Raw genomic sequence first — 21832 nt, forward strand, 5'->3', positions numbered from 1 at the left:
GCGCCCTCGTCGCCGGTCACTCCGTGCTGCTCAGGTCGTAGACGGTCTGGCCGCCGACGGTCGTCGACTCGTAGTTCGCTGCGACCCACTCCTGGATCGCCGACGCGGTCGACGATCCGCCGCCCATGCCGCCACCGGAGCCGGACGACACGTAGTACCCGATGTCGCCGTCGGCGACGTACTCCTTGAACTGCGCGAGCGTCGGTGCCGGGTCGCTCGACCAGCCGCCGATCGCCATCACGGCGGTGTCGGTGTCGAGTTCGAGCTGCGCGGCCGACTGCGATCCGTTGACCGCGGCCGCCCACTTCGCGTCGGATGCCTCGAGCAGCTCCTGCAGGGCGGACGAGGTCGACGCACCCTCGCCACCACCCCCGGCCTGGAGGCCCGTCCCCGACCCGCCCTCGGAGGTCGCGTCGTCCGTGCCGTCCTGCCCACTGCCCGGTGCCGTGCCGGACGTGCCGTCCGGCATCTCCGGCGCCTCGCCGGACGCGCCTTCCGGCGGGGTCCCGCCGGGACCCTGCTGGGAGTCGGACGTGCTGTCGGAGCCGCCGTCGTCGGAGCCGGAGGTCGACCCACCCGGTCCGCCCGTGCCTCCCGGGAAGCCACCGGTGCCGCCGCCCATCCCACCGGAGCTGCTGCCCGCCGGACCGACGCTCGGGATCGAACCGGAGTGCGCGACGGTCGTCGTGGCGAGGGCGTAGGCGGTGGTGCCGGACAGGCCGAACAGGGTGCCGGCGAGGACGCCGACCGTGACGAGCCGGCGCAGCGACGGCAGGCTGCCGATGACGATCAGTGCCGCGGACAGCAGCCCACCGGCGAGCATCACCCAGCGCAGCCACGGCAGCCAGGTCGGGTTCTCGTTGAGCAGGCACCAGCCCCAGAACGCGGTGACACCGATCATCGCAGCGAGGCCGAGGCGGCCGACGAAGCGGGCTCGTGCGTGCCAGAGCAGGGCGCCGCCGGTGCCGACGAGTCCGGCGATCGCCGGGGCGAGGGCGACCGTGTAGTACGGGTGGATCGTGCCGGACATGTACGAGAACACGAGGCCGGTGACCAGGAGCCAGCCACCCCACAGGACCAGCCCGGCGCGTGCGGGATCGGCCAGGTGCCGACGGCCGACGACGACCAGCCCGACGACCAGGGCGATGAGCGCCGCGGGCAGGAGCCACGAGATCTCGAGCCCCATCTCGGACGAGAACAGGCGGTTCAGGCCGGTCGAGCCGCCGAACGAGCCGCCGGCGGTGCCGCCGGTCATGCCGCCGCCTCCGCCGCCGTTGCCCGAGCCGCCGAAGATCCGGCCGAGGCCGTTGTAGCCGAACACCAGGTCGAGGACGGTGTTGTTCGTCGAACCGCCGATGTACGGGCGGGACTCGGCCGGCCAGAGCCACACGGCGACGACCCACCAGCCGGCGGCCACCACGAGGGAGCCGGCCGCGACGAGCAGGCCGATCACCTGCCGGCCCCAGCCGGTGCGGGCGGCGAACAGGTAGACGAGGCCGAAGGCGGGCAGGACGAGGAGGCCCTGCAGCATCTTCGTCAGGAACGCGAACCCGAGGGCGACCCCGGCGAGCGCGATCCACTTCCAGCTGCCCTTCGGCAGCGCCCGCACCGTGCAGTACGCCCCGGCGGTCATCAGCAGGACGAGCAGGGCGTCCGGGTTGTCGAACCGGAACATCAGCGCCGCCGCCGGGGTCGCTGCGACGACGAAGCCCGCGAGCAGGGCGCCGACGTTCGCGGTGGTGGCGCCGAGTCGGGCCAGGGTGCGGCGGACCGTGCCCCAGACCAGGGCGACGGAACCGACGGCCATCAGCGCCTGGGGGAGCAGCAGGCTGAAGCTCGAGAACCCGAACAGCCGGGCCGACAGCACCATCACCCACAGCGAGGCCGGCGGTTTGTCGACCGTGATGAAGTTCGACGAGTCGAGGGAGCCGAAGAAGAACGCCTCCCACGACTTCGTGCCGGCCTGTACGGCGGCGGCGTAGAAGCTGTTGGCGTACCCGGAGACGCTGAGGTCCCACAGGTACACCACGGCGGTCACGGCCAGGAGCGCCCAGAACGCCGGCCGGAGCCAGCGCGCGTCCTCGCGCTCGCCGAGGAACAGGCGGGCGAGGGGCGGGCGGCGCCGATCCCGCGCGGCACTGCGCGCGGGGTCGCGTCGGTCGGTCACGGGTATCGGGTACGTGGTCATGTCGATGAGCATCCAGGGCGTTCCCCGACTGCCGCACTGTGCCGGCTATGTGCGCGCTAAGGACGCACGGTGCGCCCCCTCGCACGGTGCGAGAGGGCGGTCTGCTGTGGTGCGAGGTTCCGCACTCGGTGCGAGGCACGCGGGGTCGCACGGAGTGTGGAACCTCGCACCGTTCGTGCGGCGCCCCTCGCACGGTGCGAGGGGTCAGGCGTACCGCTGCGCTGCCCGGAGTGCGGCCCCGGCGTACGAGCCGCCGAACAGGAACACGTGCAGCAGCAGCGGCGCGAGCTGGTGGAGCTCGACGCGCTCCTGCCAGCCGTCGGCCAGCCGTGACTCCCGGTCGTAGGCGGCGAGCACCGTCTCGAGCCGGGGCAGCCCGAACAGCCCGAGCAGTGCCAGGTCGGTCTCCGCGTGCCCGCCGTGGGCGATCGGGTCGATGAGCACGGCGCCGGTCGGTTCGGACGAGTCCGTCGGCCAGAGGACGTTGCCGGCCCACAGGTCACCGTGCAGGCGAGCGGGTCGGTCCCCGACGAGCGCGGGCTGCGGCGACCCGAGCGTGCCGTCCTGCACGCGCGAGGCGACCCGTTCGAACACCGCGGCCTCGGCGTGGTCGAACCCGCCGGCGTCGACGATGCGGCGGACGAAGTCGCGGATGCGGTACTCGGCGAAGAACTCGCCCCAGGTCGCCGGTGCCTGCTCGGCCGCGACGAACGGCGTGCGCGAGCGGCCCATCCGCAGCGCCGCACCGCGGGTCCACCCGGAGGGCGGCGCACCCCAGTGGTCGGCACCGGCGGCGTGCGTGTGCGCGAGGGACCGGCCGAACCGCTCCGCCTGGGCGGCGGTGGGCGAGCCGTCGGAGATCAGCTCGAGGTCGAGCACGGTCGGGCCCGGACGCCCGAGCACGCGGGCGATGCGGGTGCCTCCGGTGTCCTCGGCCTCGGCGAGCCAGGCGAGCCCGGCGGCTTCGGCTGCCGCTTCGTCCGCGGTGGTGAACGTCTTCACGTGCGTCTCGGCCATCGGTCCATCCTGCCGAGGGGGCACCGTCGACCGTTCAGCCGACGACCACCCGGCGACCCGGCGACCCGGCGACCCGGCGGCCCGGCGACCCGACGACCCGGTGCCCCGGCGCCTCGGTCACCCGGTCACGCGCTCGGCTCTCCCCGCCGGGCCGCGTGCACCACGAGCGCCAGCTGCACCCGGTTCTCGACGCCGAACTTCTCGTACACGTGCCCGACGTGCGTCTTCACGGTGGCCAGTCCCACGTACAGGTCGGCGGCGATCTGCGCGTTGGACGCCCCGTTCGCCACGGCGAGTGCGACCTCCCGCTCCCGCTCGGTCAGCAGGGCGAGCAGCCGGCGCGCCTCGGTGTCGTCCGCAGCGGCACCGGCCGATGACCCGGCCGGTCCGCCGCCCGGACCACCGGCCGCCTGGCCCGGGCGAGGTCCGGCCGCGAACGCGATCACCCGGTCGAGCACGGACGGGGACAGGATCGAGCGCCCGGCCGCCACGGTCCGCACGGCCTGCACGAGTTCGTGCGGTGGGGTGTCCTTGAGCAGGAACCCACGGGCGCCGGCCTGCAGTGCCCCGAGCACGAGGTCGTCGCCCTCGAAGGTCGTCAGCACCAGGACGGCCAGGTCGGGTCGTCGGCGCAGTTCGCGTTCGGTGGCGACGAGTCCGTCGCACCGGGGCATCCGGATGTCCATGAGCACGACGTCGGGCGCGGTCGACGCGATGACGGCCTCGGCCTCGAGCCCGTCGCCCGCCTCGCCCACGACCACCAGGCCGTCGTCGCCGCTGAGCAGCATGCGGAGCCCGACCCGCACGAGCTGGTCGTCGTCGACCAGGACGACGCGGACGGGAGCGGTCACGGCGTCCACGGCAGCACCGCCTCGACCACGTGCACGCGTCCGTCGTCGCTGCCGGCACGGAAGCTCCCGCCGACGAGCCGGGCGCGCTCGGCGAGCCCGCGCAGGCCGTGCCCGGCGGTCTTCCCGGACGCGTCCGCCGGCGCAGGTCCGTCGGTCAGCGTGTTCGACACCACCACCCGGACCCCGGGACCGGGGACGGTCTCGACCACCACGTCGACGGGTTGTCCGGGGGCGTGCCGACGGGCGTTCGTCAGCGACTCCTGCACGATCCGGTAGGCGTGCCGGCCGACTGCCGTCGGCACCGCCGCGCCGTCGGCGTCGACGCGCGCCCGGACGGTCGCGCCGCCGGCACGCGCCTGGTCGAGCAGGGCGGGCAGGTCGACGAGCGTCGGCTGCGGAGGCGCGGTGCCGGTGACCTCGTCGCCGCCGGTCGCCGCGGGGTCGCGCAACACCCCGAGGACGTCGCGCAGGTCGGTCAACGCGGAGTGCGCCTCGGCCCGCACGACCCCGGCCGCGGCGGCGGTCTCGTCGGGGGTGAGCCCCGGGCCGCGGTACTCGAGCGCACCGGCGTGCAGCGCGACCAGGGACAGCCGGTGGCCCAGGACGTCGTGCATCTCGCGGGCGATGTGGGCGCGCTCCTGCTCGCGGGCACGGTCCTCGCGCAGCTGCTGGTCGCGTTCGAGCAGGGCGGCCCGCTCACGCAGCGAGAGCAGGAGCGCCCGGCGCTGCCCGATCGCGATGCCGATGACCACGAGCAGGGCGATGGCGACGATGCCCGCGACCAGGATCTGCCAGAGCGGCATGTCGTCGGCCGGGGGCGCCAGGACGACGTCGTAGAGCACCGTTGCACCGAGCAGCACCGCACCGGCGACGGCGAGCTCGACGGCCCGGCGCCGGGTGGCGAGCGACACCGTGGCGATCGCGGCCGCCCCGACCGCCAGGGTCGACACCGAGCTGAGCGCAGCGATGACGACCGTGATCAGCAGCGGTGCCCGGTGCCGGAACGGCAGGAGGACGAGGGCGGCCAGACCGGCACCCACGTCGCCGAGGAGCAGCGCGCCGACGTGCAGGTCGCTCCAGCCGCGGGTGTCCATCGACGGCCACACGAGCCCAGCGGTGAGCAGCCCGGTCAGGGCGGCGACGGCGACACGCCAGGTCTGGGACCACACACGCTGCCCGAGCGGCACGGCGGGGAGCGCGGTCGAGGTCATGCCCCGAGCCTAGGGAGCCGCCGGGACGAGCGGATCCGCCGAAGGTCGGAGGTGCCGGAGCTGCCTGACCGGGGGACCGTCCGTCTCAGACCGCGTCCACCAGGGCCCGCGCCAACGGGTGCCACGCACGGGACGACGGCCCGCTCAGCACCAGGGTCCGTTCGAGCCGCCGGGCCATCGGGATCATCACCAGGTCCGGCGGCAGCATCCCGCGGCCCAGGGTCGGCACGATCGACACGCCCTCGCCCCGCTGGATCATCCCGAACATCGTGCTCATCTCCCGCACCCGGTGGGCGTACCGGAACGGCCGGCCGTCGAGCTCGTGCAGCTTCTGGATCTGGTACTCGCAGCCGCCGCCGCCCGCCACCAGGCCGTCCTCGTGCAGGTCGTCGAGGGTGAGTGCGGGCAGCTCGGCGAGGGGGTGGTCGCGACGGATCACGGCGGCCATCTCGTCCCGCGCCACGACCACGCCACCCTCGGGCACCGGTGACGGGTCGACGAGCACGGCGGCGTCGACGGTGCCGGCCTCGAGCCACTCCGGCATCTCGTCGTCGTCCCCCTCGTAGACCTGCACGTCGACGTCCGGCAGGGTCACGGCCCACAGCTCCCGGAGCCGCGGCAGCAGGCCCTGGCAGACGGTGGGGACGGCGGCGAGGCGCACGGTGCCGCGCGCCGTGGCGGGCCGGACCACCGCCTCCAGGGCTTCGACCGAGGCGAGCACGCTGCGGGCGTGGGCCAGCAGACGGTCGCCCAGTGGCGTGGCGGCGGCGACCGTGCCGCGGCGCACTACGGGGCCGCCGACCTCGCGTTCGAGCCCGGCGACGGCGTGGGACACCGCGGACTGGCCGACGCCCAGCGCGGCGGCCGCCGCGGTGAAGGACCCGGCGTCGAGCGTGGCGACGAACGCGCGCAGTTGCTGGACCGAGACGGTCATGCGTCCTCCTCATGGCGGCATGAGCAACATGCGTTTGCCGCATGTCGCCCGGTGGTCCGACACTAGGCCACGTGAACGCCCTCCTCTACGCCCTCGTCGCACTGACCTGGGGATCGAGCTTCCTCTTCGCGAAGATCGGACTCGACGGTCTCGCCCCGCAGCAGGTCGCCACCGTGCGGACCGTGCTCGGTGGGGTCACGCTGGTCGTGGTGCTCCTGGCCACCCGCCGCCGGTGGCCCCGGGAGCCGCGGACCTGGGCGCACCTGGCGGTCGTCGCGGTGTTCCTCAACGCGGTGCCGTCGTCGCTGATGGCGTGGGCCGAGCAGACGGTGCCGTCCGGGCTCGCGAGCATCTACAACGCGACGACGCCGATCATGACGCTGGCCGCGCTCGCGGTGCTCGTGCCGTCCGAGCGGCTGCGCGGACGGCAGGTGCTCGGGATCGTGCTCGGCATCGTCGGGGTGCTCGTGCTGGTCGGCCCGTGGGACGTCCTGACCGACCCGGCGGTCCTGGCGAGCGTGCCGGGGCAGGTCGCGCTGCTCGGCATGACCGCGTCCTACGGCATCGGGCTCGCCTACCTGCGCCGGGTCGCCGTGGCGAGTGCGTACGACCCGGTCACGCTGGCGACGGTCCAGCTGACGCTGGCCTCCGCGATGCTCCTGCTGGTCGCGCCCGTCATCGCGACCGGTCCGGTGCAACTGGACGGGAGGATCGTGGCCGCGATGGTCGCGCTCGGTTGCGTCGGCACGGGGCTGGCCTACGCCTGGAACACCCGGCTCGTGCAGGCGTGGGGCGCTGGTCGCGCCTCCACCGTCACGTACCTGACGCCGGTGGTCGGGGTGGCGCTCGGGGTGCTCGTGCTGGGGGAGCGGGTGCGGTGGAACGAGCCCGTCGGCGGACTCGTCGTCCTGCTCGGGATCGCCCTGGCGTCCGGGGTGCTCGTCCGTCGGCGGGAACCTGCGGCGTCCGCGGTCTGACCGGGGCGCCGGGCCGCGCCTGTCTGACCGGGCCGCCGGGCCGCGCCTGTCTGACCGGGCCGCGCCTGTCGGACCGGTCCGCCGGGTCGAGCCGTAGGATCGGCGGTGACGACGACGAGGTCGTCGACGAAGACGGAGACCGGCATGCACGACACCCACACCACCCGCGCGACCGCGTCGGTCGCAGCGATCCTCGCCGAGTCGGCGGCACGGTACCCGGACGACGTCGCCGTCATCGTGGGCGACGTCCGCACCACCTACGCCGAGCTGTGGGCGCAGACACTGGCCTACGCCGGGGCGCTCCGCGCGCGGGGCGTGACCGAGGGGTCGAAGGTGGCGATGCTCGTGCCGAACGTCGCGGACTTCCCCCGCGTCTACTACGCCACGCTGGCCCTCGGCGCGGTCGCCGTGCCCGTGCACGCGCTGCTGAAGCGCCGCGAGATCGAGTACGTCCTGCGCGACAGCGGCGCGACGCTGCTCGTCTGTGCTGCCCCGCTGCTCGGCGAGGGCGCCGCCGGAGCCGAGCTCGCCGGGGTCGACGTCGTGACCGTGCTCGCACCGGCGACGACCGACGACGGGTCCGCGGCCGGCCCCGACCGGCTCGAGGCCCTGGCCGCGCAGAGCGAACCGCTCGACACCTACGTGCCGCGGCACCCGTTCGACACCGCCACGATCCTGTACACGAGTGGCACCACCGGCCAGCCCAAGGGTGCCGAGGGCTCGCACTTCGCGCTGCTCGAACAGGTCAACACCAACCTGATGACGACGTTCGACATGCACCGCGGGGACGTCCTGCTCGGCGCCCTGCCGCTGTTCCACACGTTCGGGCAGACCTGCACGATGAACACCGGGTTCCGGACCGGCGCGACGCTCGTCATGCTGCCGAAGTTCGACGGTGACACGGCACTCGCCGCGATGGTCGAGCACGGCTGCGGCATCTTCATGGGCGTCCCGACGATGTACATGGCGCTGCTCGACGCCGCGACCCGGTCCGACGCCCGTCCGACGCTCCGGTACGCGATCTCCGGCGGGGCCTCGCTCCCGCTGGCGGTGCTCGAGCGGTTCCAGCAGGTCTTCGACGCGCCGATCCACGAGGGGTACGGGCTGACCGAGACCTCGCCGGTCGCCACCTTCAACCACGTCGGGCAGCCGCCGCGGCCCGGCACCATCGGCACGGCGGTGTGGGGCATCGACGTCGAGATCGCCGACCCCGAGGTCCGCGACGCGATCGTCATGCTGCCGCACGGCGAGATCGGCGAGCTCGTGATCCGGGGCCACAACCTGATGAACGGGTACCTCGACCGCCCCGAGGACACCGCCGAGGCGATCGTCGACGGGTGGTTCCGCACCGGTGACCTGGGCACGAAGGACGACGACGGGTACCTGACGATCGTCGACCGCACGAAGGACATGATCATCCGCAACGGCTACAACGTGTACCCGCGGCAGGTCGAGGAAGTGCTCGCCACCCACCCCGACGTCGCGATGGCCGCGGTGTTCGGCGTGCCGCACGCCGTGCACGGGCAGGAGGTCGAGGCCGCGGTGGTCCTGCACGCCGGCGCGACCGTCGAGCCGAAGGTCCTGGTCGACTTCGTCGCGGCCGAGATCGCCGCGTACAAGTACCCGCGGGTGGTGCACGTCCTCGAGGCGCTGCCGCTCGGTCCGAGCGGCAAGGTGCTCAAGCGTGAGCTCGTCGACCGGTTCAGCGTCGAGGTGACGGCGGTTCCGTGATCCGCCCCACGACCGCGCAGGGGCGATCCGTACGCTGACCGGGTGACCGCCAGCCGCACCCCGTCGACCGCGCGTCTGCTGTTCGCGTCGTCGCACCCCGGACCGACGGTCACCGTGACCGTCCTCGCCGCGGTGATCGCCGCCGCCGTGGGGCACCCCGTGTGGCTCGTGGTGCTGGTGGCGCTGACGGTCGTCGCCGGGCAGCTGTCCATCGGGCTGGCGAACGACTGGATCGACGCGGACCGCGACCGGGCCGTCGGGCGGAGCGACAAGCCCGTGGCCCGCGGCCTCATCGCCGTCGGTACCGTCCGTGCCGCCGCGTACGCCACCGCCGGGGCCGCCGTTGTGCTCTCGGTGTTCCTGGGGCCGGTCGCCGCGGTCGCGCACCTCGTGCTCGTCGCCGCCGGGTGGGCCTACGACGCCGGGCTGAAGCGTTCGGTGTGGTCGGTGGCGCCGTTCGTCGTCGCCTTCGGGCTGTTGCCCGTCGTGTCCGTCGCGGCCGGGCCCGAGGGGCAGTGGCCGACGTGGTGGGCGATCGCCACGGGCGGTGTCTTCGGGATCGCGATCCACTGCACCAACGTGCTGCCCGACCTGGTCGACGACGCCGCCACCGGGGTGCGGGGCTTCCCGCACCGGCTCGGGCTCCGGGGCGCGGGGATCGTCGCGTTCGCCTCGCTCGTCGTCGCTGCAGCGCTGGTGCTCGGCGGACAGCTGCTCGGCGACGACCCGGTGCAAGGGGTCGGGGTCGTGCTCGCGGTCCTCGGTGCCGTCGTGGTGGCGGTGCTCGCCGTCGTCGGCGTCCGGTTGGTGCTCGCGGGGCGGGCATCACGTACCCTGTTCCGGCTGGTCATCGCGTCGTCGCTCGTGCTCGTCGTCGAGCTCGGCTTCGCGGGCGCGCGACTCGTCGCCTGACGACGCGGAACACGCTGCGCGTCTGCGCGTCTGCGGGACTGCGCGACTGCGCCGTGCGCCGGACGCGAGTCGTCAGGCCCAGCGCATCGCGTAGAGCCGGGCCAGGCCGTGCGCGGTCGGCAGCGACAGGGCGGTCCGGAGCAGCGCCTCCCGGCCGGTCGCCGTGACGGGGCCGAGCGGACGTCCCAGAGCCATGTTCGCCTCGGCCTGCCGAGCCGCGCGTCGAGCGGCTGCCTGTCGGCGGGCGGCGTAGCCCGGCCACGGCCCTGCCGTGCCGGTGCGGACCGCTCCGGCGAGCAACGGCGCGAGTTCGGCGGCGTCGAGCCACCCCAGGTTCATGCCCTGCCCGCCGATCGGGCTGATCTCGTGGGCGGCGTCACCGACGAGCACGGCTCGGCCGACGCCCACGCGGTCGGCGGTGCGGCGGCGCACCCGGAAGCCGCTGGTCATCGAGCAGGTCGCGGGGTCGGGGACGACACCGGTGCGCTCGGCGACGAGTGCGGCCAGGCGTGCGACGACCGTGGGGTCCGGCGTGCCCGTCCAGCTGCCCTCAGCCGAGGCGAACGCGTCGTCGTCCGGCACCAGGGCGACGTACCGGCGACGCGCACCCGGCAGCGGGAAGGACTCGACGACGCCGTCCGGGCCGACGTCGACCAGCGCGGCGGACCGGGCCGACGGCGCCTCGGGATCGGCGAAGTCACCCATCACGTAGCGGTCCGGGTACTCGCGCCCGGTCGTGCCGATGCCGAGCAGGTCGCGGACGGCGCTCCGGGCACCGTCGGCACCGACGACGAAGGCCGCACGGACCGTCACGGTGTCGCCGTCCGGTCCGGTCCCGGTGGCGTCGACGTGGTCGGAGTGCCGGGACAGTGCGGTCACGGTGGTCCCGGTCCGCAGAGCGCTCGGTGCGCTGGCCCGGAGCTGGTCGCGGAGCAGGGACTCGGTGCGGTGCTGGTCGAGGGTGGCCACGTACGGGTGGGTCGGCGACGCGCGGTCGAAGCGCAGGGTGCCGAGGGTCCGACCGCGGCTCCGGGCCACGCCGGCGTGCACCAGTGACGCCTCGGCGAGCACCGCGGTGTCCAGGCCGATCACGGCGAACGCGTCGAGGGAGGGCGGGTGGATGCCGATGGCCCGCGAACCGGTCGGGGGCTCGTCCCGGCGTTCCCACACCCGGACGTCGACGCCCCGCGCCGCCAGGAGTGCCGCCACGAACAGCCCGACGGGGCCGCCGCCGACGACGAGGACGTCGACGCGTTCGATGGGCACGCCGCTGAGCCTACGGTGAACGTTCGTCGCGGCGTTCAGTGAGCAGAAGACGTCGGGTCAGCGGGCTGTACTCGACGTGTTCTGCTCACTCGATGCGCTGCGCGGGCGCGGGCGCGGTCGCGGTCGCGGGCGCGGGCGCGGGCGCGGCGTGCGCTGCGGCCCTGCGACCCGCACGGACCCGTGCGCGGAACCGCTCGACGGGCACCTCGACGGCGTAGGCGGCGCCGATCGACACGATCGCCACCGCGCCGACCAGGCCGACCGTGCCCCAGGGGCCGATCGCGAAGGTCCCGAGCAGCGCGATCACCAGCGGGTGCCAGAGGTACGCCGAGTACGACACCCGGCGGCCGAACCACGACACCGGCGTCCAGGCCAGGGCGGCGGACACGGGGGAGCGGACCGAGACCAGCCCGCCGATCGTCACCGCCGCGATCAGCCCGGTCAGCGGGAGCACGATGCCGAACGTCGACGCGTGCTGCGTCCAGTCATCGTCGATCCAGAGCAGCACCCCGACCAGCAGGACGAGACCCAGCCAGGTCGCCACGTGTCCGAGGACCCCGGCGGCCCGCACGCGCACCCGTTCGTCGTCGAGCAGCAGGGCCAGCCCGCAGCCGATCGCGAGCGGCACGACCCCGAGCACGGGCGAGAAGTAGACGTCGGGCGTGGCACCGCCGCTCGGGCTGCGGTAGCTCGCCCACGACGCCGCCGAAGCCCCGACGACCAGGACGCCGAGCCCCGTCAACAGCCAGCGGCGGCGGACCCGGAGTGCGGCGAGCAGGACCAGCACCGGCGGCCACACCAGGTAGAACTGCTCCTCCATCGACAGGCTCCACGTGTGCGCGAACACGCCCTGCGAGGTGTCCCAGAAGGCGCGGAACAGGTTGCCCGTGTAGGTCAGCGCGATGAACGCCGCTTCGCCGGACTGCAGCGAAGCGCCCTTGTAGTCACCGACCCAGTTCCAGAGCAGCAGCCCGACGACGACGAACGCGAGCAGTGCCGGGTACAGACGGAGCAGCCGCTTCACCCAGAACGAGCCGAGGCGCACCCGCCCGGTCCGACGCCGTTCGCCGAGCAGCAGCGTCGTGATGAGGAAGCCGGACAGCACGAAGAACACCGTCACGCCGATGAAGCCGCCCTCGAACTGCGGCACGTGCAGGTGGTACAGGACGACGACCAGGATGGCGAGGGTCCGGAGTCCGTCGAGCGCGGGTGCGCGGTGCGTCAGCGGGGGCGGCGGAGCCTGCGGTGACCCGGCCTCGGAGTGCGCCGGGGTGGCCGTGCGGTGCTGTGGCTGCGCCTGCGTCGGCGCGTGGGTCAGCGTGGTCGTCGCCATGGTCCCTCCCCGCGCTGCTCGGTTGCGTGTCGCCGACCAGGGTCCTCCTCGCGGGTAAGAGGAGTCTCAACGAGCGGGGTGCACCAGGCTCGTCCGGGCCGACGCCGAACGACAGCGTCGACGTCGCACGACAGCGACGACGTCGTACGTTGCACGCGCGCACTGTCGCGCGGCGCGCGCGGCGACCATGTCGCTGTCGTACGACAGCGACATGGTCGTTCCGCGTCGGCCTGCCCCGCGGTCCCGGAGTCCGCACCACTCGTCGGCGCCAGCCCCGCGCACCACGCGCCGGCCGGGAGGCCCGTGGCCCGCCCGCACCGCGCCTCCAGGCCGTCGCGCCCCGCGTCCACCGCACACACACCGTGAGCAGGAACGGTCGGGTCCGACGTACGGACCCGACCGTTCCTGCTCACGAAGCGAGCGTGCGAGCGACCGCGCGCGGCTACTCGGCCTTCTGCAGCTGCCAGGGGTCCGGCTCGCGGTCGCCGTTCGGGCGCACCGGGCGGACGTCGCCGACGATCGGGATCGATCGCTTCCGCATGAACCACACGTAGCGGACGAAGAAGTGGGTCAGGGTCGACATCCGGTTGCCGGCACCGAGCAGGCTCGTGATGTGCACGAACACCCAGGCCAGCCAGGCGACCGGGCCGACCATCGTGATCCCGCCGCGCAGCTGGGCGACCGCGGCGTTCGTGCCGATCGTCGCCATGGTGCCCTTGTCGAAGTACTTGAAGCGCTCGGTGGCCTTGCCCTCGAGCAGGCGCACGATCTGCCGCGCCGAGTGCCGTCCGCCCTGGAGCGCGGGCTGGGCGAGCTGGGCGAGGGCGTCGTCCTGCGCGGCGATGTCGCCGGCGGAGAAGATCCGCTCGGCGCCCTTCACGCTCAGGTCGTCGTTCACCTGGATGCGGCCACCGTGGGTCTGCGGCAGGCCCCAGCCGGAGACCTCCTTGTGGGCGGCGACACCGGTCGCCCAGATCACCTGCGACGCGGGGATGAACTCGCCGTCCGCGGTCATCACGCCGTCGCGCTTGACCTCGGAGACGCCGGTGTTCAGCCGCAGCACGACACCGCGCTTGCGCAGCACCTTGGCGGCGTACCGGCGCAGGCGCGGGGCGAACGGCTTGAGCAGCTCGCCGCTGCGGTGCACGAGGGTGATCGAGATGTTGCCGCGTTCGATCTCCGGGTAGGCGCCGACGAGCGCCTGGTCGCGGAGCTCGGCGAGCGCGCCGGCCATCTCGACGCCGGTCGCACCGCCACCGACGATCACGATGCGGATCTCGTCGGGGCCCTGGTTCGCCGCCGCTTCTTCGAGCCGGGTGAACAGCTCGTCGCGGATGCGGAGTGCCTGCGAGCGGGAGTACATCGAGTACGCGTACTCGTACGCACCGGGGGTGCCGAAGTAGCTCGTGTTCACGCCGTTGGCGAGGATCAGGTAGTCGTAGTGCAGGTGCTCGCCGTCGGACATCTCGGCGATGCGCTCGTCGGTGCGGATGCCGGTGAGCAGGCCGTGACGGAACTCGGCGTTCGACTGGCGGGCCCGGAGCGAGCGCAGGAAGTACGTCACGTCGCCGGCGTTCAGGCCGCCCGTCGCCACCTGGTACATCAGGGGCTGGAACATGTTGTAGACGTGACGGTCGACCAGGGTCACCCGGACCGGCGCATCGGCGAGCTCCCGCATGGCGGCCACACCGGCGAATCCACCGCCGACGATGACGACGTGCGGGCGGGTGTCCTGGGTCATGCTTGCTCCGGTGTTCCTCGGGTGCGGATGGTCACCCACGAGGGTACGCGCGGTTTGCCGGGGCGCATGACGGGCAGAGGCCGGGAGGCCCGCGGTGCGTCCGTCAGGCGTCGAACCGCCCGTAGGTGTTCAGCACGTTCCCCTTGCTCGTCACGGTGCTGTCGACCAGACGCAGGCGCGTGGGCGGGTCGGTCGGTTCGAACAGTCGCCGGCCACGGCCGGCGATCGCCGGGTGGATCATGAGCTGCAGTTCGTCGAGGACCCCGGCGAACAGCAGGCTGCGGACGAGCGTGACACTGCCGCACACGGCGATGTCGGCCCCCTCGCGCTGCTGCAGGTCGCGCACGAACGCGGGGACGTCGCCCGGGATCCGCGTGCTGTTCTGCCAGGTCAGGTCGTCGCCGAGCGTGGTGGAGGCCACGTGCTTCTCGATCGGGTTGATCCACTGACCGAAGGGGTCGTCCGGGTGGGCGGGCCACCACTCGGACCACTCGATGTAGCTGTTCCGGCCGAGCAGCACCGTGTCGGTCCGGGCCATGAAGGCACCCATCCCGGCGCCGAGCTCGTCGTCGAAGCTGTCGTACTGGAACTCGTAGGGGTCCTGTACGACGCCGTCGACCGACGTGAACAGACCGGCAGTGGTCTTCCGCATGGGACGGATCGTACGCGCCCGTCAGCTCCCGGTGCCGTCGGTGCTGCCGGAGCCGTACCCGGGGGCCTGGCCGGTGCCGTTGCCCGGGAACCGGTTCGTGCCGGGCACCTGCGTCGTCGACTGCGTCCGGTCCGCACCGATCGCGTGGCCGATGGCGAACCCGACGCCTCCGCCGACGAGCAGTGCGGCGAGCCCGACGATCGCGGCGAGGAGCGGCCAGAACCACGGGGGCTTCGGGCCGGTGCTGCGGCGGTTGGTCGGGCTCGCGGCGCCGGCTGCGGCTCCGTACCAGGGGGTGGCGCCGTTCGGGGCGGTGGAGTCCCAGGCGCCCGGGTTCCTGGCGCCGGCGTCCGCGCGGTACGGCTGCTGCTGCTGTTGTTGCGGCGCGGGGGCGTCGAGCGTGGAGGTCGACGTCGGGGTCGGGGCGGCGCCCCAGCCGGTCGGAGCCGTTGCCCGGTTCGCCGGGTCGGAGCCGTCCGGTTCGTGGCCGTTGGTGGGAGTGGTGTCGCTCATGCCAGGAGTGCACACGGCCCGGCTGTGCGCAGCCGATGACGAGGCTGACCCGGTGCTGCGAACCGCCGCGTAGCCTCGGCTCGTGCGCGCTGCTGTGGAGACCGTCCGGATCGACGGGTTGCCCGTGCGCCTGCACACCATGGCGGCGCGAGAGCCCGTCCGCGACGACACCGACCCCACCGTCGTGTTCGTCCACGGCATCGGGATGTCCCACCGGTCCTTCGCCCGGTCGCAGCGCGCCGTCGCCGCCGAGCACCGCACGATCAGCGTCGACCTGCCGGGGTTCGGCTGGCTGCCCGCGGCCGGTCGGCGGCTGCCCATCGAGGAGCTCGGCGACGTGGTCGTGCGGGCGGTCCGCCACCTGGTCGACGGCGACCTGGTGCTCGTCGGGCAGTCGATGGGCGCCCAGGTCGTGGTCGAGTCCGCCCGACGCCACCCGGAGACCGTCGCGGCGATCGTGCTCGTCGGTCCGGTGATCAACGCGGAACGGCGGTCGCTCCCGCTGCAGGCACTCGACCTGGGCCGCGACGGGTTCGTCGAGGGGGTCCGGATGAACGGCGTCCTGGTCACCGACTACCTGCGGAGCATGCGGCAGTACACGCGTGAGCTCGGGCCGATGCTCCGCTACCCGACCGAGCAGACGATCACCGAGGTGCCGCAGCCCGTCCTCGTCGTCCGCGGCACCCAGGACCCGATCGCGCGGCACGACTGGTCGGCTCGGGTCGCGGCCGCTGCGCCGAACGGCACCTTCGTGGAACTGGCCGGCCCGCACCACGTGCAGGAACGGCAGCCGGACGCCTTCGCACGCCTCCTCGAGACGTTCCGCAGCGCCGAGCGCCTGGAGGGGCTGCGATGACCCGGCCGGCCACGTCGGGGACGGAGGCGGCGCGGACGGCGCGATCCGGGCCTCCAGGCCGTGTCCCGCTGGTGCGACGCGCGTGGTGGGCCGCACTCGACTGGGGGTACGCGGCACGCTGGCAGGTGCGCAGCTTCGGCCCGACCACCGCGGACGACTACCGGACCGGCGCCGGGCAGCCCGTCGTCGTGGTCCCCGGCGTCTACGAGACCTGGCACTTCATGCGGCCGCTGATGGACGCGCTCCACGACCGGGGACACCCGGTGCACGTGCTGCCCGTCCTGCGGCACAACCTGCGGCCCGTGCCGGACTCGGCGCGCGAGGTGATCGCGACCCTGGAGGAACAGGACCTGCGGAACGTGCTCGTGCTCGCGCACAGCAAGGGCGGGCTGATCGGCAAGTACGCGATGACGCAGCTCGACCAGCACGAGCGGATCGACCGGATGGTCGCGGTCTCGACGCCCTTCGCGGGGTCGGTCTACGCGCGGCTCGCGCCGGTGCCGCACCTGCGGGCGTTCCGGGCGGCCGACCCGGTGCTGGCGGGGCTGGCGCGGGAACTCGACGCGAACGCGCGGATCACCTCGGTGTACGGGGTGTTCGACACGCTCATCCCCGAGGGCAGCGAGCTCCAGGGGGCGACGAACGTGCGGCTGCCGGTGGGCGGGCACTTCCGGATCCTCGGCGATGCGCGGACGCGGTCGGCGGTGCTGGCGGCGGCGGACCCGGGCGAGGGCGGGGGCGGCTCCGGCTCCGGCGGCGGCGCTGGCGGTCTTTCGCGCTGAGCGACACTTCGTGGGCGCGCGGCCGCGTGAGGTGTCGGTCAGCGCGAAACGGCGCGGCGGCCGCAGCGGCAGCGGCGCGGCAGCAGCGTCAGCGCGGGCGGTCGCCGACGCTCGCGCGCTCGACGATCCGGTGCGGCACGACGACGGTCTCCGGCGCCGCCGCGCGGTCCGCGATCCGCCGGGTCAGCAGGTCGAGCGCCGCCGTCGCGAAGGCCCGACGGTCGAACGACACCGTGCTGAGCGACGGGATCGCGTACGCGGCCGCGTCGACGTCGTCGAACCCGATGACGCTGACCTGCTCGGGAACCCGGACCCCGCGGGCGGCCAGGACGTGCAGCACCCCGAACGCGATCGAGTCGGTGAAGGCGAAGACGGCGTCGGGCAGGGGGTGCTCGTCGAGCCAGGCCGCGAAGGTCGTCGCCGCGGAACTCGTGGTCCACGACGGCAGCGGGACCCGGAGCGACGGGTCGGGCGTGATGCCGGCCACGTCGAGCGCGGCGGTGTAGCCGCGTTCGCGGAGCTCGCTCGTCGCCGTCGCGGCACCCTCGGGTGACGCCCCGACGATCGCGATGAGCCGGTGCCCGCGGGCGATGAGGTGTTCGGTGACCTGCTCGGCCGCCGCGCGGCTGTCGACGTGCACCTGGTCGACGTGCTCGGGCTCGACCTCGCCGATGACGACGGTCGGCGGCAGCCCCTCGGTCGAGGCCAGGACGCTCGCGCTGAGCGACACCGGGTTGAGGATCAGCCCGTCCACCAGGTGTGCGCGGGCACGGGAGACCAGTTCGCGTTCGCGGGCCGGGTCGTTGCCGGTCTGCTCGAGCTGCACGACCCAGCCGCGTTCGCGGGCGAGTTCCACGAAGGACTGCGCGAGTTCGGCGGAGTAGGCGCTGCCCATCTCCGGCAGCGTCAACGCGATCGCTCCGGAGCGGCCGTTCCGGAGCCCGCGGGCGGACAGGTTCGGCACGTAGTCGAGCTCGGCGACCGCCCGCTCGACGCGTTCGCGGGTCTCCGGGCGCACGACCACGCCGCCGTTGACGACGTTGGAGACGGTCTTCGGGGACACCCCGGCGAGGGCGGCCACGTCCCGCACGGTTGCGCGCATCGGGACGAGCGTAGCGCGGGGCGGGCAGGGGTGGGGCGGCGTGCGGCGACGGTGTGGTGCGGTGTGGTGCGGAGCTAGCCCGCGACCTGCACCGGCACCGTCCTGCCCGTCCGCACCGACTCCTGCGCCGCCAGCACGATCGACAGCGTCCGGAGTCCGACCCCGACGTCCGGCTGCGGCTGCTCCCCGAACCGCACCGCCGCCAGGAACGTCCGGAGCATCGGCAGGTCGTGGTCGGGACCGTACCGGAGCTCGATCGGCCGGCCCCCGACCGCGTCGAGCCCGCGAGCAGCCGCCCCGAAGAAGTCCACCGACACCGTGCCACCGGTCCCGGCGACGTCGAGCGTCAGCCCACCCCACACCGGTGACGTGTCCGGTCGGCTCCACGAGCAGTCGATCGCCGCGATCGTGCCGTCGTCGTACGTGATGGTCACCAGCCCCGCGGTCTCGGCGTTCGCGCGGTCGGCGTGCAGCACCCGGTTGGCGACGGCGGTGACGGACACCGGCGCCGCTCCGGTCAGCCCGTCGATCAGGTCGGCGACGTGCACGACGTGGTCGACGAGGGCGCCGCCTCCGCTCAGCCGGACGTCGGTGAACCAGTCCCGGGCGAGCGGGAGCATGCCGTTGTTCGCGCCCCGCACCGAGAACACCGTGCCGAGTGCGCCCGAGTCCCGCGTCGCGCGCAGCCGGTCGAACGCCGAGGCGAAGCGCACCGGGAACGCCATCATGAGCAGCACCCCGGCGCGGTCCACCGCATCGCGGATGGCGAGGCCGTCCTGCCATGAGGTCGCGAGCGGCTTCTCGCAGAGCACGTGTGCCCCCGCTGCCGCCGCGAGCTCGACGAACTCGCGGTGCCGGGCGTTCTCGCTCGTGACGATCACCGCGTCCGGACCCCAGGCGAGCAGCTCGTCGACGGACTCCGCGTACCCGGCGCCGAGCGCGCGTGCCAGTTCGGCGCCGCGCAGGTCGCCGAGTTCCGTCCCCGTGGACACCCCGCCCGGGTCCGTGCCGCGCACCTCCACGTCGGGCATCGCCGCCAGGGCACCGAGGTAGCTGATGGCGTGCGTGTGGGCGAAGGAGAGCACCCCGACCCGGAGCGTCACCGCGCGACCTCGACCGGCTGGCCGGACTCGATCGAGGCGATCGCCGCGTTCGCGATCCGCACCGCGGCGACGCCGTCGTCCACGCTGACCCGGGGCGATGCGCCACCGTCGAACGCGGCGAGGAAGTCGGCGAGCTCCAGCGCGTACGGATCGTCCGCCGGGTCGACCGTCGGCAGGAAACCGTCCACGGAAGCCGGTGCCGCGAGGTCACTGCGGGTGTCCTCCTCTGCCCGGGACGAGTGCGACAGACTGCCGAGCGTCCCGGTCACCGAGTACTCGGTCGTGAAGGCCAGGTGCTGCGGCCCCCACAGCCCGGCGACGTGGCTGATCGCGCCCGATTCGTGCGTGAGCAGGACGTGCGCCGCCTCGACCGGCTCCGCCTCGGAACCCGCGCGGACGCTCACCGCCGACACACGGGTCACCTCTCCTGCGACCCAGCGCGCGATGTCCAGGTCGTGGATCATCTGGTCCATCACGATCCCGCCCGACAGGGCGCGGTCGCCGAACCAGGGGACGTGGGTGGGGAAGGCGCCGGACCGCGAGAACCGCAACACCGCCAGGTCGCCCAGGAGGCCCGTGGTCGCGGCCTCGTGCAGCCGCGCGTACGCGGGGAACCAGCGCACCACCTGGGCCGGGTAGAGCTGCACGCCTGCGTCCGCAGCGCGGGCTGCCAGGTCCGCCGCGTCCGCGTCGGTCCGGGCCAGGGGCTTCTCGGAGACGACGTCCTTGCCGGCTGCGATCGCCGCACGGACGACCTCGGCGTGGGCGTGCGTCGGGACCACCACGTCGACGACGTCGACCACGGCGAGGAGCTCGTCGAGGCTGTCGGCGACGGTGATCGTGCTGCCCTCGGCCCGGGCGGTGTCGGTGAACGCGGCGACGAGTTCGTGGGCGCCCTCGCGAGCGTGCACCACCACGTCGCCCAGGCGGAGCAGCCCGGGCAGGTGGGCGACGGAGATGCCGCCCGCGCCGACGAGCCCGATGCGTTTGCGGGCGAGGGACTCCGACTGCGACGTCATGGGGTCAGCGTAGGAGATGCGGTGGAGCGACGGGCAAGGTCAGCCGAGCCAGCCAGGGTCGGCGAACAGCTCCTCGAGCTCGCGCAGCAGCCGGGTCGTGTGGAAGCCGTCGGCAGCCGCGTGGTTGACCTGCAGCGCCAGCGGCAGCAGCGTCCGGTCACCAGCGGTCCGGTACCCGCCGAGCGTGATGATCGGCAGCAGGTGGTCCCAGCCGTCGCGCACCTGCAACGAGAAGCCGGTGAACGATGCTCCCGGCAGGGTCGAGACGTCGAACACGTTGCTGGGCCGGTCGTCCTGCGGGAACATCCGAGTGTCGTCGCGGTACTCCGTCATCGTCGACACCGCAGCGTCGTGGAAGGTGCCGAAGTCGTCGTCGTACGGCACGACCAGGGCGGAGAACGTCTCGGTGTCCGGATGGAACACGGTGAACATCGGGTGGACGCGGTCCCACACGGCGGGGGAGCCGTCCTCCAGCAGCTGCATCCGGAACTCGTCGTGCCGGTTCACCACGGTCGCGATCGCCCAGAGCTGCGATGCGTAGGTCCGACGGCCGGTCGCTCGGACGCGCTCGACGAAGGCGGTGACGTCGAGCTCGACGGTCACCTCGTACGCACACGGCACCCGGTGCCGGTAGTGCTCGAAGTGCTCCCGGCGGGGCCACTGGTCGACGTCGATCGCCCGGAGTTCGGTCATGGCTCCACCCTCGTGCGGGATCGCTTCCCTACGGTGGAGCCATGCCGACGCTCGAACGTGTTCCCGCCCTGGTCGCCACCGGATTCCTCGCGATCCCCGTCGCCGAAGCCCTCGTCGCGCTGCCGACCGAGGTCGTCATGAAGATCGAGGGCGCCCCGATCGACGCCGACCTGGCCGACACCGCCGCGTTCTCGGAGGCGTACGGCTACCCGCTGGCCGGCGGCGCGAACTGCATCGTCGTCGCAGGGAAGCGCGGCGACGAGGTCCGCTACGCCGCCTGTGTCGTCCTCGCATCGACGAAGCTCGACGTGAACCGGGTCGTGAAGCAGCTGCTCGACGTCCGCAAGGCGAGCTTCGCCCCGATGGACGAAGCGGTCGAGCTGACCGGCATGGAGTACGGCGGCATCACCCCGATCGGGCTGCCGTCGTCGTGGCCGCTCTACATCGACGCGCGCGTCCTCGACGCCCCCGAGGTCGTCATCGGTGCCGGGCGCCGCGCCGCGAAGCTGTTCCTGCCCGGCGCAGCACTCACCGCGCTGCCGAACGTCACCGTGGTCGAGGGTCTCGCGACCGAACCGGTCAGTCCGACGGCCGGATGAGGCAGAACGGGTGCCCCGCGGGGTCGAGGTAGACGCGGAACGTCTCCGTGCCCGACCCCGTGGCCGTCGCGCCGATCGCGAGCACCGCGGCCTCACCGTCGTCGAGGTCGTCGACCTTCACGTCGAGGTGGCTCTGCTGCGGGACCGTCTGCCCCGGCCAGTCCGGCGCCCGGTAGTCGTCGACCTGCTGGAACGCCAGGATCGGACGGTGGTCGGTGAACGGGAGTGCGAGCTCCGCCCAGTCCTCGTCGAAGCCGACGATCTCCCCGCCGAGCAGCTCGGCGTAGAAGCGGGCGAGGGCGCGGGTGTCCGGACAGTCCAGGACGACGACGTCGAGTGTGCCGATCATGGC

21 protein-coding genes are annotated in these 21832 nt (G+C 73.5%); 6 read left to right on the forward strand and 15 right to left on the reverse strand.

From position 1 onward, the window contains the following. Positions 1-16: 16 nt before the first annotated feature. The 5 genes from QRN49_RS14150 to QRN49_RS14170 form a co-directional block, all read right to left on the reverse strand. Positions 17-2188 (reverse strand): ArnT family glycosyltransferase, encoded by a 2172-nt coding sequence (locus QRN49_RS14150; protein ID WP_284756456.1) that lies wholly within the window; start codon positions 2186-2188, stop codon positions 17-19. A 204-nt stretch (positions 2189-2392) separates the two neighbouring features. Further along, the gene (locus QRN49_RS14155) at positions 2393-3205 is read right to left on the reverse strand and encodes a fructosamine kinase family protein (RefSeq protein WP_284756457.1); all 813 of its coding nucleotides are present in this window, start codon (positions 3203-3205) and stop codon (positions 2393-2395) included. Positions 3206-3330: 125 nt separating this feature from the next. Next, positions 3331-4065 carry a response regulator gene (locus QRN49_RS14160; protein WP_284756458.1) on the reverse strand — a complete coding sequence of 245 codons (735 nt, stop codon included), beginning with the start codon at positions 4063-4065 and terminating at the stop codon, positions 3331-3333. Next, on the reverse strand, positions 4053-5267 hold the full coding sequence (locus tag QRN49_RS14165; RefSeq protein WP_284756459.1) for a sensor histidine kinase: 1215 nt from the start codon (positions 5265-5267) through the stop codon (positions 4053-4055). The genes QRN49_RS14160 and QRN49_RS14165 overlap by 13 nt, the downstream gene beginning before the upstream one ends. A gap of 85 nt (positions 5268-5352) precedes the next feature. Beyond that, a complete protein-coding gene (locus QRN49_RS14170) occupies positions 5353-6201 on the reverse strand; it encodes a LysR family transcriptional regulator (RefSeq protein ID WP_111224193.1) in 849 nt (282 codons plus the stop codon). Between the two features lie 71 nt (positions 6202-6272). Here QRN49_RS14170 and QRN49_RS14175 point away from each other — a divergent pair, with 71 nt between their 5' ends. From QRN49_RS14175 to QRN49_RS14185, 3 genes are all read left to right on the forward strand, one after another. Beyond that, on the forward strand, positions 6273-7178 hold the full coding sequence (locus QRN49_RS14175) for a DMT family transporter (protein WP_284756460.1): 906 nt from the start codon (positions 6273-6275) through the stop codon (positions 7176-7178). A 144-nt stretch (positions 7179-7322) separates the two neighbouring features. Beyond that, the gene (locus QRN49_RS14180) at positions 7323-8909 is read left to right on the forward strand and encodes a long-chain-fatty-acid--CoA ligase (RefSeq protein ID WP_284756532.1); all 1587 of its coding nucleotides are present in this window, start codon (positions 7323-7325) and stop codon (positions 8907-8909) included. 42 nt (positions 8910-8951) lie between these two features. Further along, a complete protein-coding gene (locus tag QRN49_RS14185) occupies positions 8952-9821 on the forward strand; it encodes a UbiA family prenyltransferase (RefSeq protein WP_284756461.1) in 870 nt (289 codons plus the stop codon). Between the two features lie 72 nt (positions 9822-9893). On the opposite strand, the gene QRN49_RS14190 is transcribed toward QRN49_RS14185, so the two are convergent. From QRN49_RS14190 to QRN49_RS14210, 5 genes are all read right to left on the reverse strand, one after another. Then, complete coding sequence (locus QRN49_RS14190) at positions 9894-11087, reverse strand: FAD-dependent oxidoreductase (protein ID WP_284756462.1); 1194 nt, start codon at positions 11085-11087, stop codon at positions 9894-9896. 85 nt (positions 11088-11172) lie between these two features. Then, on the reverse strand, positions 11173-12420 hold the full coding sequence (locus QRN49_RS14195) for an acyltransferase family protein (RefSeq protein WP_284756463.1): 1248 nt from the start codon (positions 12418-12420) through the stop codon (positions 11173-11175). Between the two features lie 442 nt (positions 12421-12862). Beyond that, entirely contained in the window at positions 12863-14161 is a 1299-nt protein-coding gene (locus QRN49_RS14200) for an NAD(P)/FAD-dependent oxidoreductase (RefSeq protein WP_071406544.1), read from the reverse strand. 103 nt (positions 14162-14264) lie between these two features. Further along, positions 14265-14813: a dihydrofolate reductase family protein gene (locus QRN49_RS14205; protein ID WP_259476846.1), complete on the reverse strand. Its 549-nt coding sequence runs from the start codon at positions 14811-14813 to the stop codon at positions 14265-14267. A 21-nt stretch (positions 14814-14834) separates the two neighbouring features. Then, complete coding sequence (locus tag QRN49_RS14210; RefSeq protein WP_284756464.1) at positions 14835-15326, reverse strand: hypothetical protein; 492 nt, start codon at positions 15324-15326, stop codon at positions 14835-14837. Positions 15327-15408: 82 nt separating this feature from the next. Here QRN49_RS14210 and QRN49_RS14215 point away from each other — a divergent pair, with 82 nt between their 5' ends. Together QRN49_RS14215 and QRN49_RS14220 are read left to right on the forward strand one after the other, a co-directional pair. Further along, positions 15409-16182 carry an alpha/beta fold hydrolase gene (locus QRN49_RS14215; RefSeq protein WP_194624012.1) on the forward strand — a complete coding sequence of 258 codons (774 nt, stop codon included), beginning with the start codon at positions 15409-15411 and terminating at the stop codon, positions 16180-16182. Between the two features lie 71 nt (positions 16183-16253). Beyond that, positions 16254-16964: an esterase/lipase family protein gene (locus QRN49_RS14220; RefSeq protein WP_284756465.1), complete on the forward strand. Its 711-nt coding sequence runs from the start codon at positions 16254-16256 to the stop codon at positions 16962-16964. Positions 16965-17052: 88 nt separating this feature from the next. Here QRN49_RS14220 and QRN49_RS14225 read toward each other — a convergent pair whose 3' ends face one another. From QRN49_RS14225 to QRN49_RS14240, 4 genes are all read right to left on the reverse strand, one after another. After that, positions 17053-18066, reverse strand: coding sequence for a LacI family DNA-binding transcriptional regulator (locus tag QRN49_RS14225; RefSeq protein WP_284756466.1), 1014 nt, complete (start codon positions 18064-18066; stop codon positions 17053-17055). A gap of 74 nt (positions 18067-18140) precedes the next feature. Beyond that, entirely contained in the window at positions 18141-19169 is a 1029-nt protein-coding gene (locus QRN49_RS14230; protein ID WP_284756467.1) for a Gfo/Idh/MocA family protein, read from the reverse strand. After that, a complete protein-coding gene (locus QRN49_RS14235) occupies positions 19166-20188 on the reverse strand; it encodes a Gfo/Idh/MocA family protein (protein ID WP_284756468.1) in 1023 nt (340 codons plus the stop codon). The genes QRN49_RS14230 and QRN49_RS14235 overlap by 4 nt, the downstream gene beginning before the upstream one ends. Positions 20189-20227: 39 nt before the next feature. Beyond that, positions 20228-20881, reverse strand: a complete 654-nt coding sequence (locus tag QRN49_RS14240) for a CatA-like O-acetyltransferase (protein WP_284756469.1) — start codon at positions 20879-20881, stop codon at positions 20228-20230. A gap of 41 nt (positions 20882-20922) precedes the next feature. Between QRN49_RS14240 and QRN49_RS14245 the strand changes: the two genes are divergently transcribed. After that, entirely contained in the window at positions 20923-21480 is a 558-nt protein-coding gene (locus QRN49_RS14245) for a YbaK/EbsC family protein (RefSeq protein ID WP_071246993.1), read from the forward strand. On the opposite strand, the gene QRN49_RS14250 is transcribed toward QRN49_RS14245, so the two are convergent. Next, positions 21461-21829, reverse strand: a complete 369-nt coding sequence (locus QRN49_RS14250) for a VOC family protein (protein WP_071246991.1) — start codon at positions 21827-21829, stop codon at positions 21461-21463. The genes QRN49_RS14245 and QRN49_RS14250 overlap by 20 nt on opposite strands. Positions 21830-21832: the final 3 nt, after the last annotated feature.

It is taken from the genome of Curtobacterium sp. ME-Dv--P-122a (genome assembly GCF_030209645.1).
Classification (GTDB): domain Bacteria; phylum Actinomycetota; class Actinomycetes; order Actinomycetales; family Microbacteriaceae; genus Curtobacterium; species Curtobacterium flaccumfaciens.

What these genes read in the sequence shown, in the direction of transcription:
- QRN49_RS14150 (WP_284756456.1), bottom strand. Translation starts at nt 2,188, where the DNA reads ATGACCACGTACCCGATACCCGTGACCGACCGACGCGACCCCGCGCGC.
- QRN49_RS14155 (WP_284756457.1), bottom strand. Translation starts at nt 3,205, where the DNA reads ATGGCCGAGACGCACGTGAAGACGTTCACCACCGCGGACGAAGCGGCA.
- QRN49_RS14165 (WP_284756459.1), bottom strand. Translation starts at nt 5,267, where the DNA reads ATGACCTCGACCGCGCTCCCCGCCGTGCCGCTCGGGCAGCGTGTGTGG.
- QRN49_RS14170 (WP_111224193.1), bottom strand. Translation starts at nt 6,201, where the DNA reads ATGACCGTCTCGGTCCAGCAACTGCGCGCGTTCGTCGCCACGCTCGAC.
- QRN49_RS14180 (WP_284756532.1), top strand. Translation starts at nt 7,323, where the DNA reads ATGCACGACACCCACACCACCCGCGCGACCGCGTCGGTCGCAGCGATC.
- QRN49_RS14195 (WP_284756463.1), bottom strand. Translation starts at nt 12,420, where the DNA reads ATGGCGACGACCACGCTGACCCACGCGCCGACGCAGGCGCAGCCACAG.
- QRN49_RS14200 (WP_071406544.1), bottom strand. Translation starts at nt 14,161, where the DNA reads ATGACCCAGGACACCCGCCCGCACGTCGTCATCGTCGGCGGTGGATTC.
- QRN49_RS14205 (WP_259476846.1), bottom strand. Translation starts at nt 14,813, where the DNA reads ATGCGGAAGACCACTGCCGGTCTGTTCACGTCGGTCGACGGCGTCGTA.
- QRN49_RS14210 (WP_284756464.1), bottom strand. Translation starts at nt 15,326, where the DNA reads ATGAGCGACACCACTCCCACCAACGGCCACGAACCGGACGGCTCCGAC.
- QRN49_RS14225 (WP_284756466.1), bottom strand. Translation starts at nt 18,066, where the DNA reads ATGCGCGCAACCGTGCGGGACGTGGCCGCCCTCGCCGGGGTGTCCCCG.
- QRN49_RS14235 (WP_284756468.1), bottom strand. Translation starts at nt 20,188, where the DNA reads ATGACGTCGCAGTCGGAGTCCCTCGCCCGCAAACGCATCGGGCTCGTC.
- QRN49_RS14240 (WP_284756469.1), bottom strand. Translation starts at nt 20,881, where the DNA reads ATGACCGAACTCCGGGCGATCGACGTCGACCAGTGGCCCCGCCGGGAG.
- QRN49_RS14245 (WP_071246993.1), top strand. Translation starts at nt 20,923, where the DNA reads ATGCCGACGCTCGAACGTGTTCCCGCCCTGGTCGCCACCGGATTCCTC.
- QRN49_RS14250 (WP_071246991.1), bottom strand. Translation starts at nt 21,829, where the DNA reads ATGATCGGCACACTCGACGTCGTCGTCCTGGACTGTCCGGACACCCGC.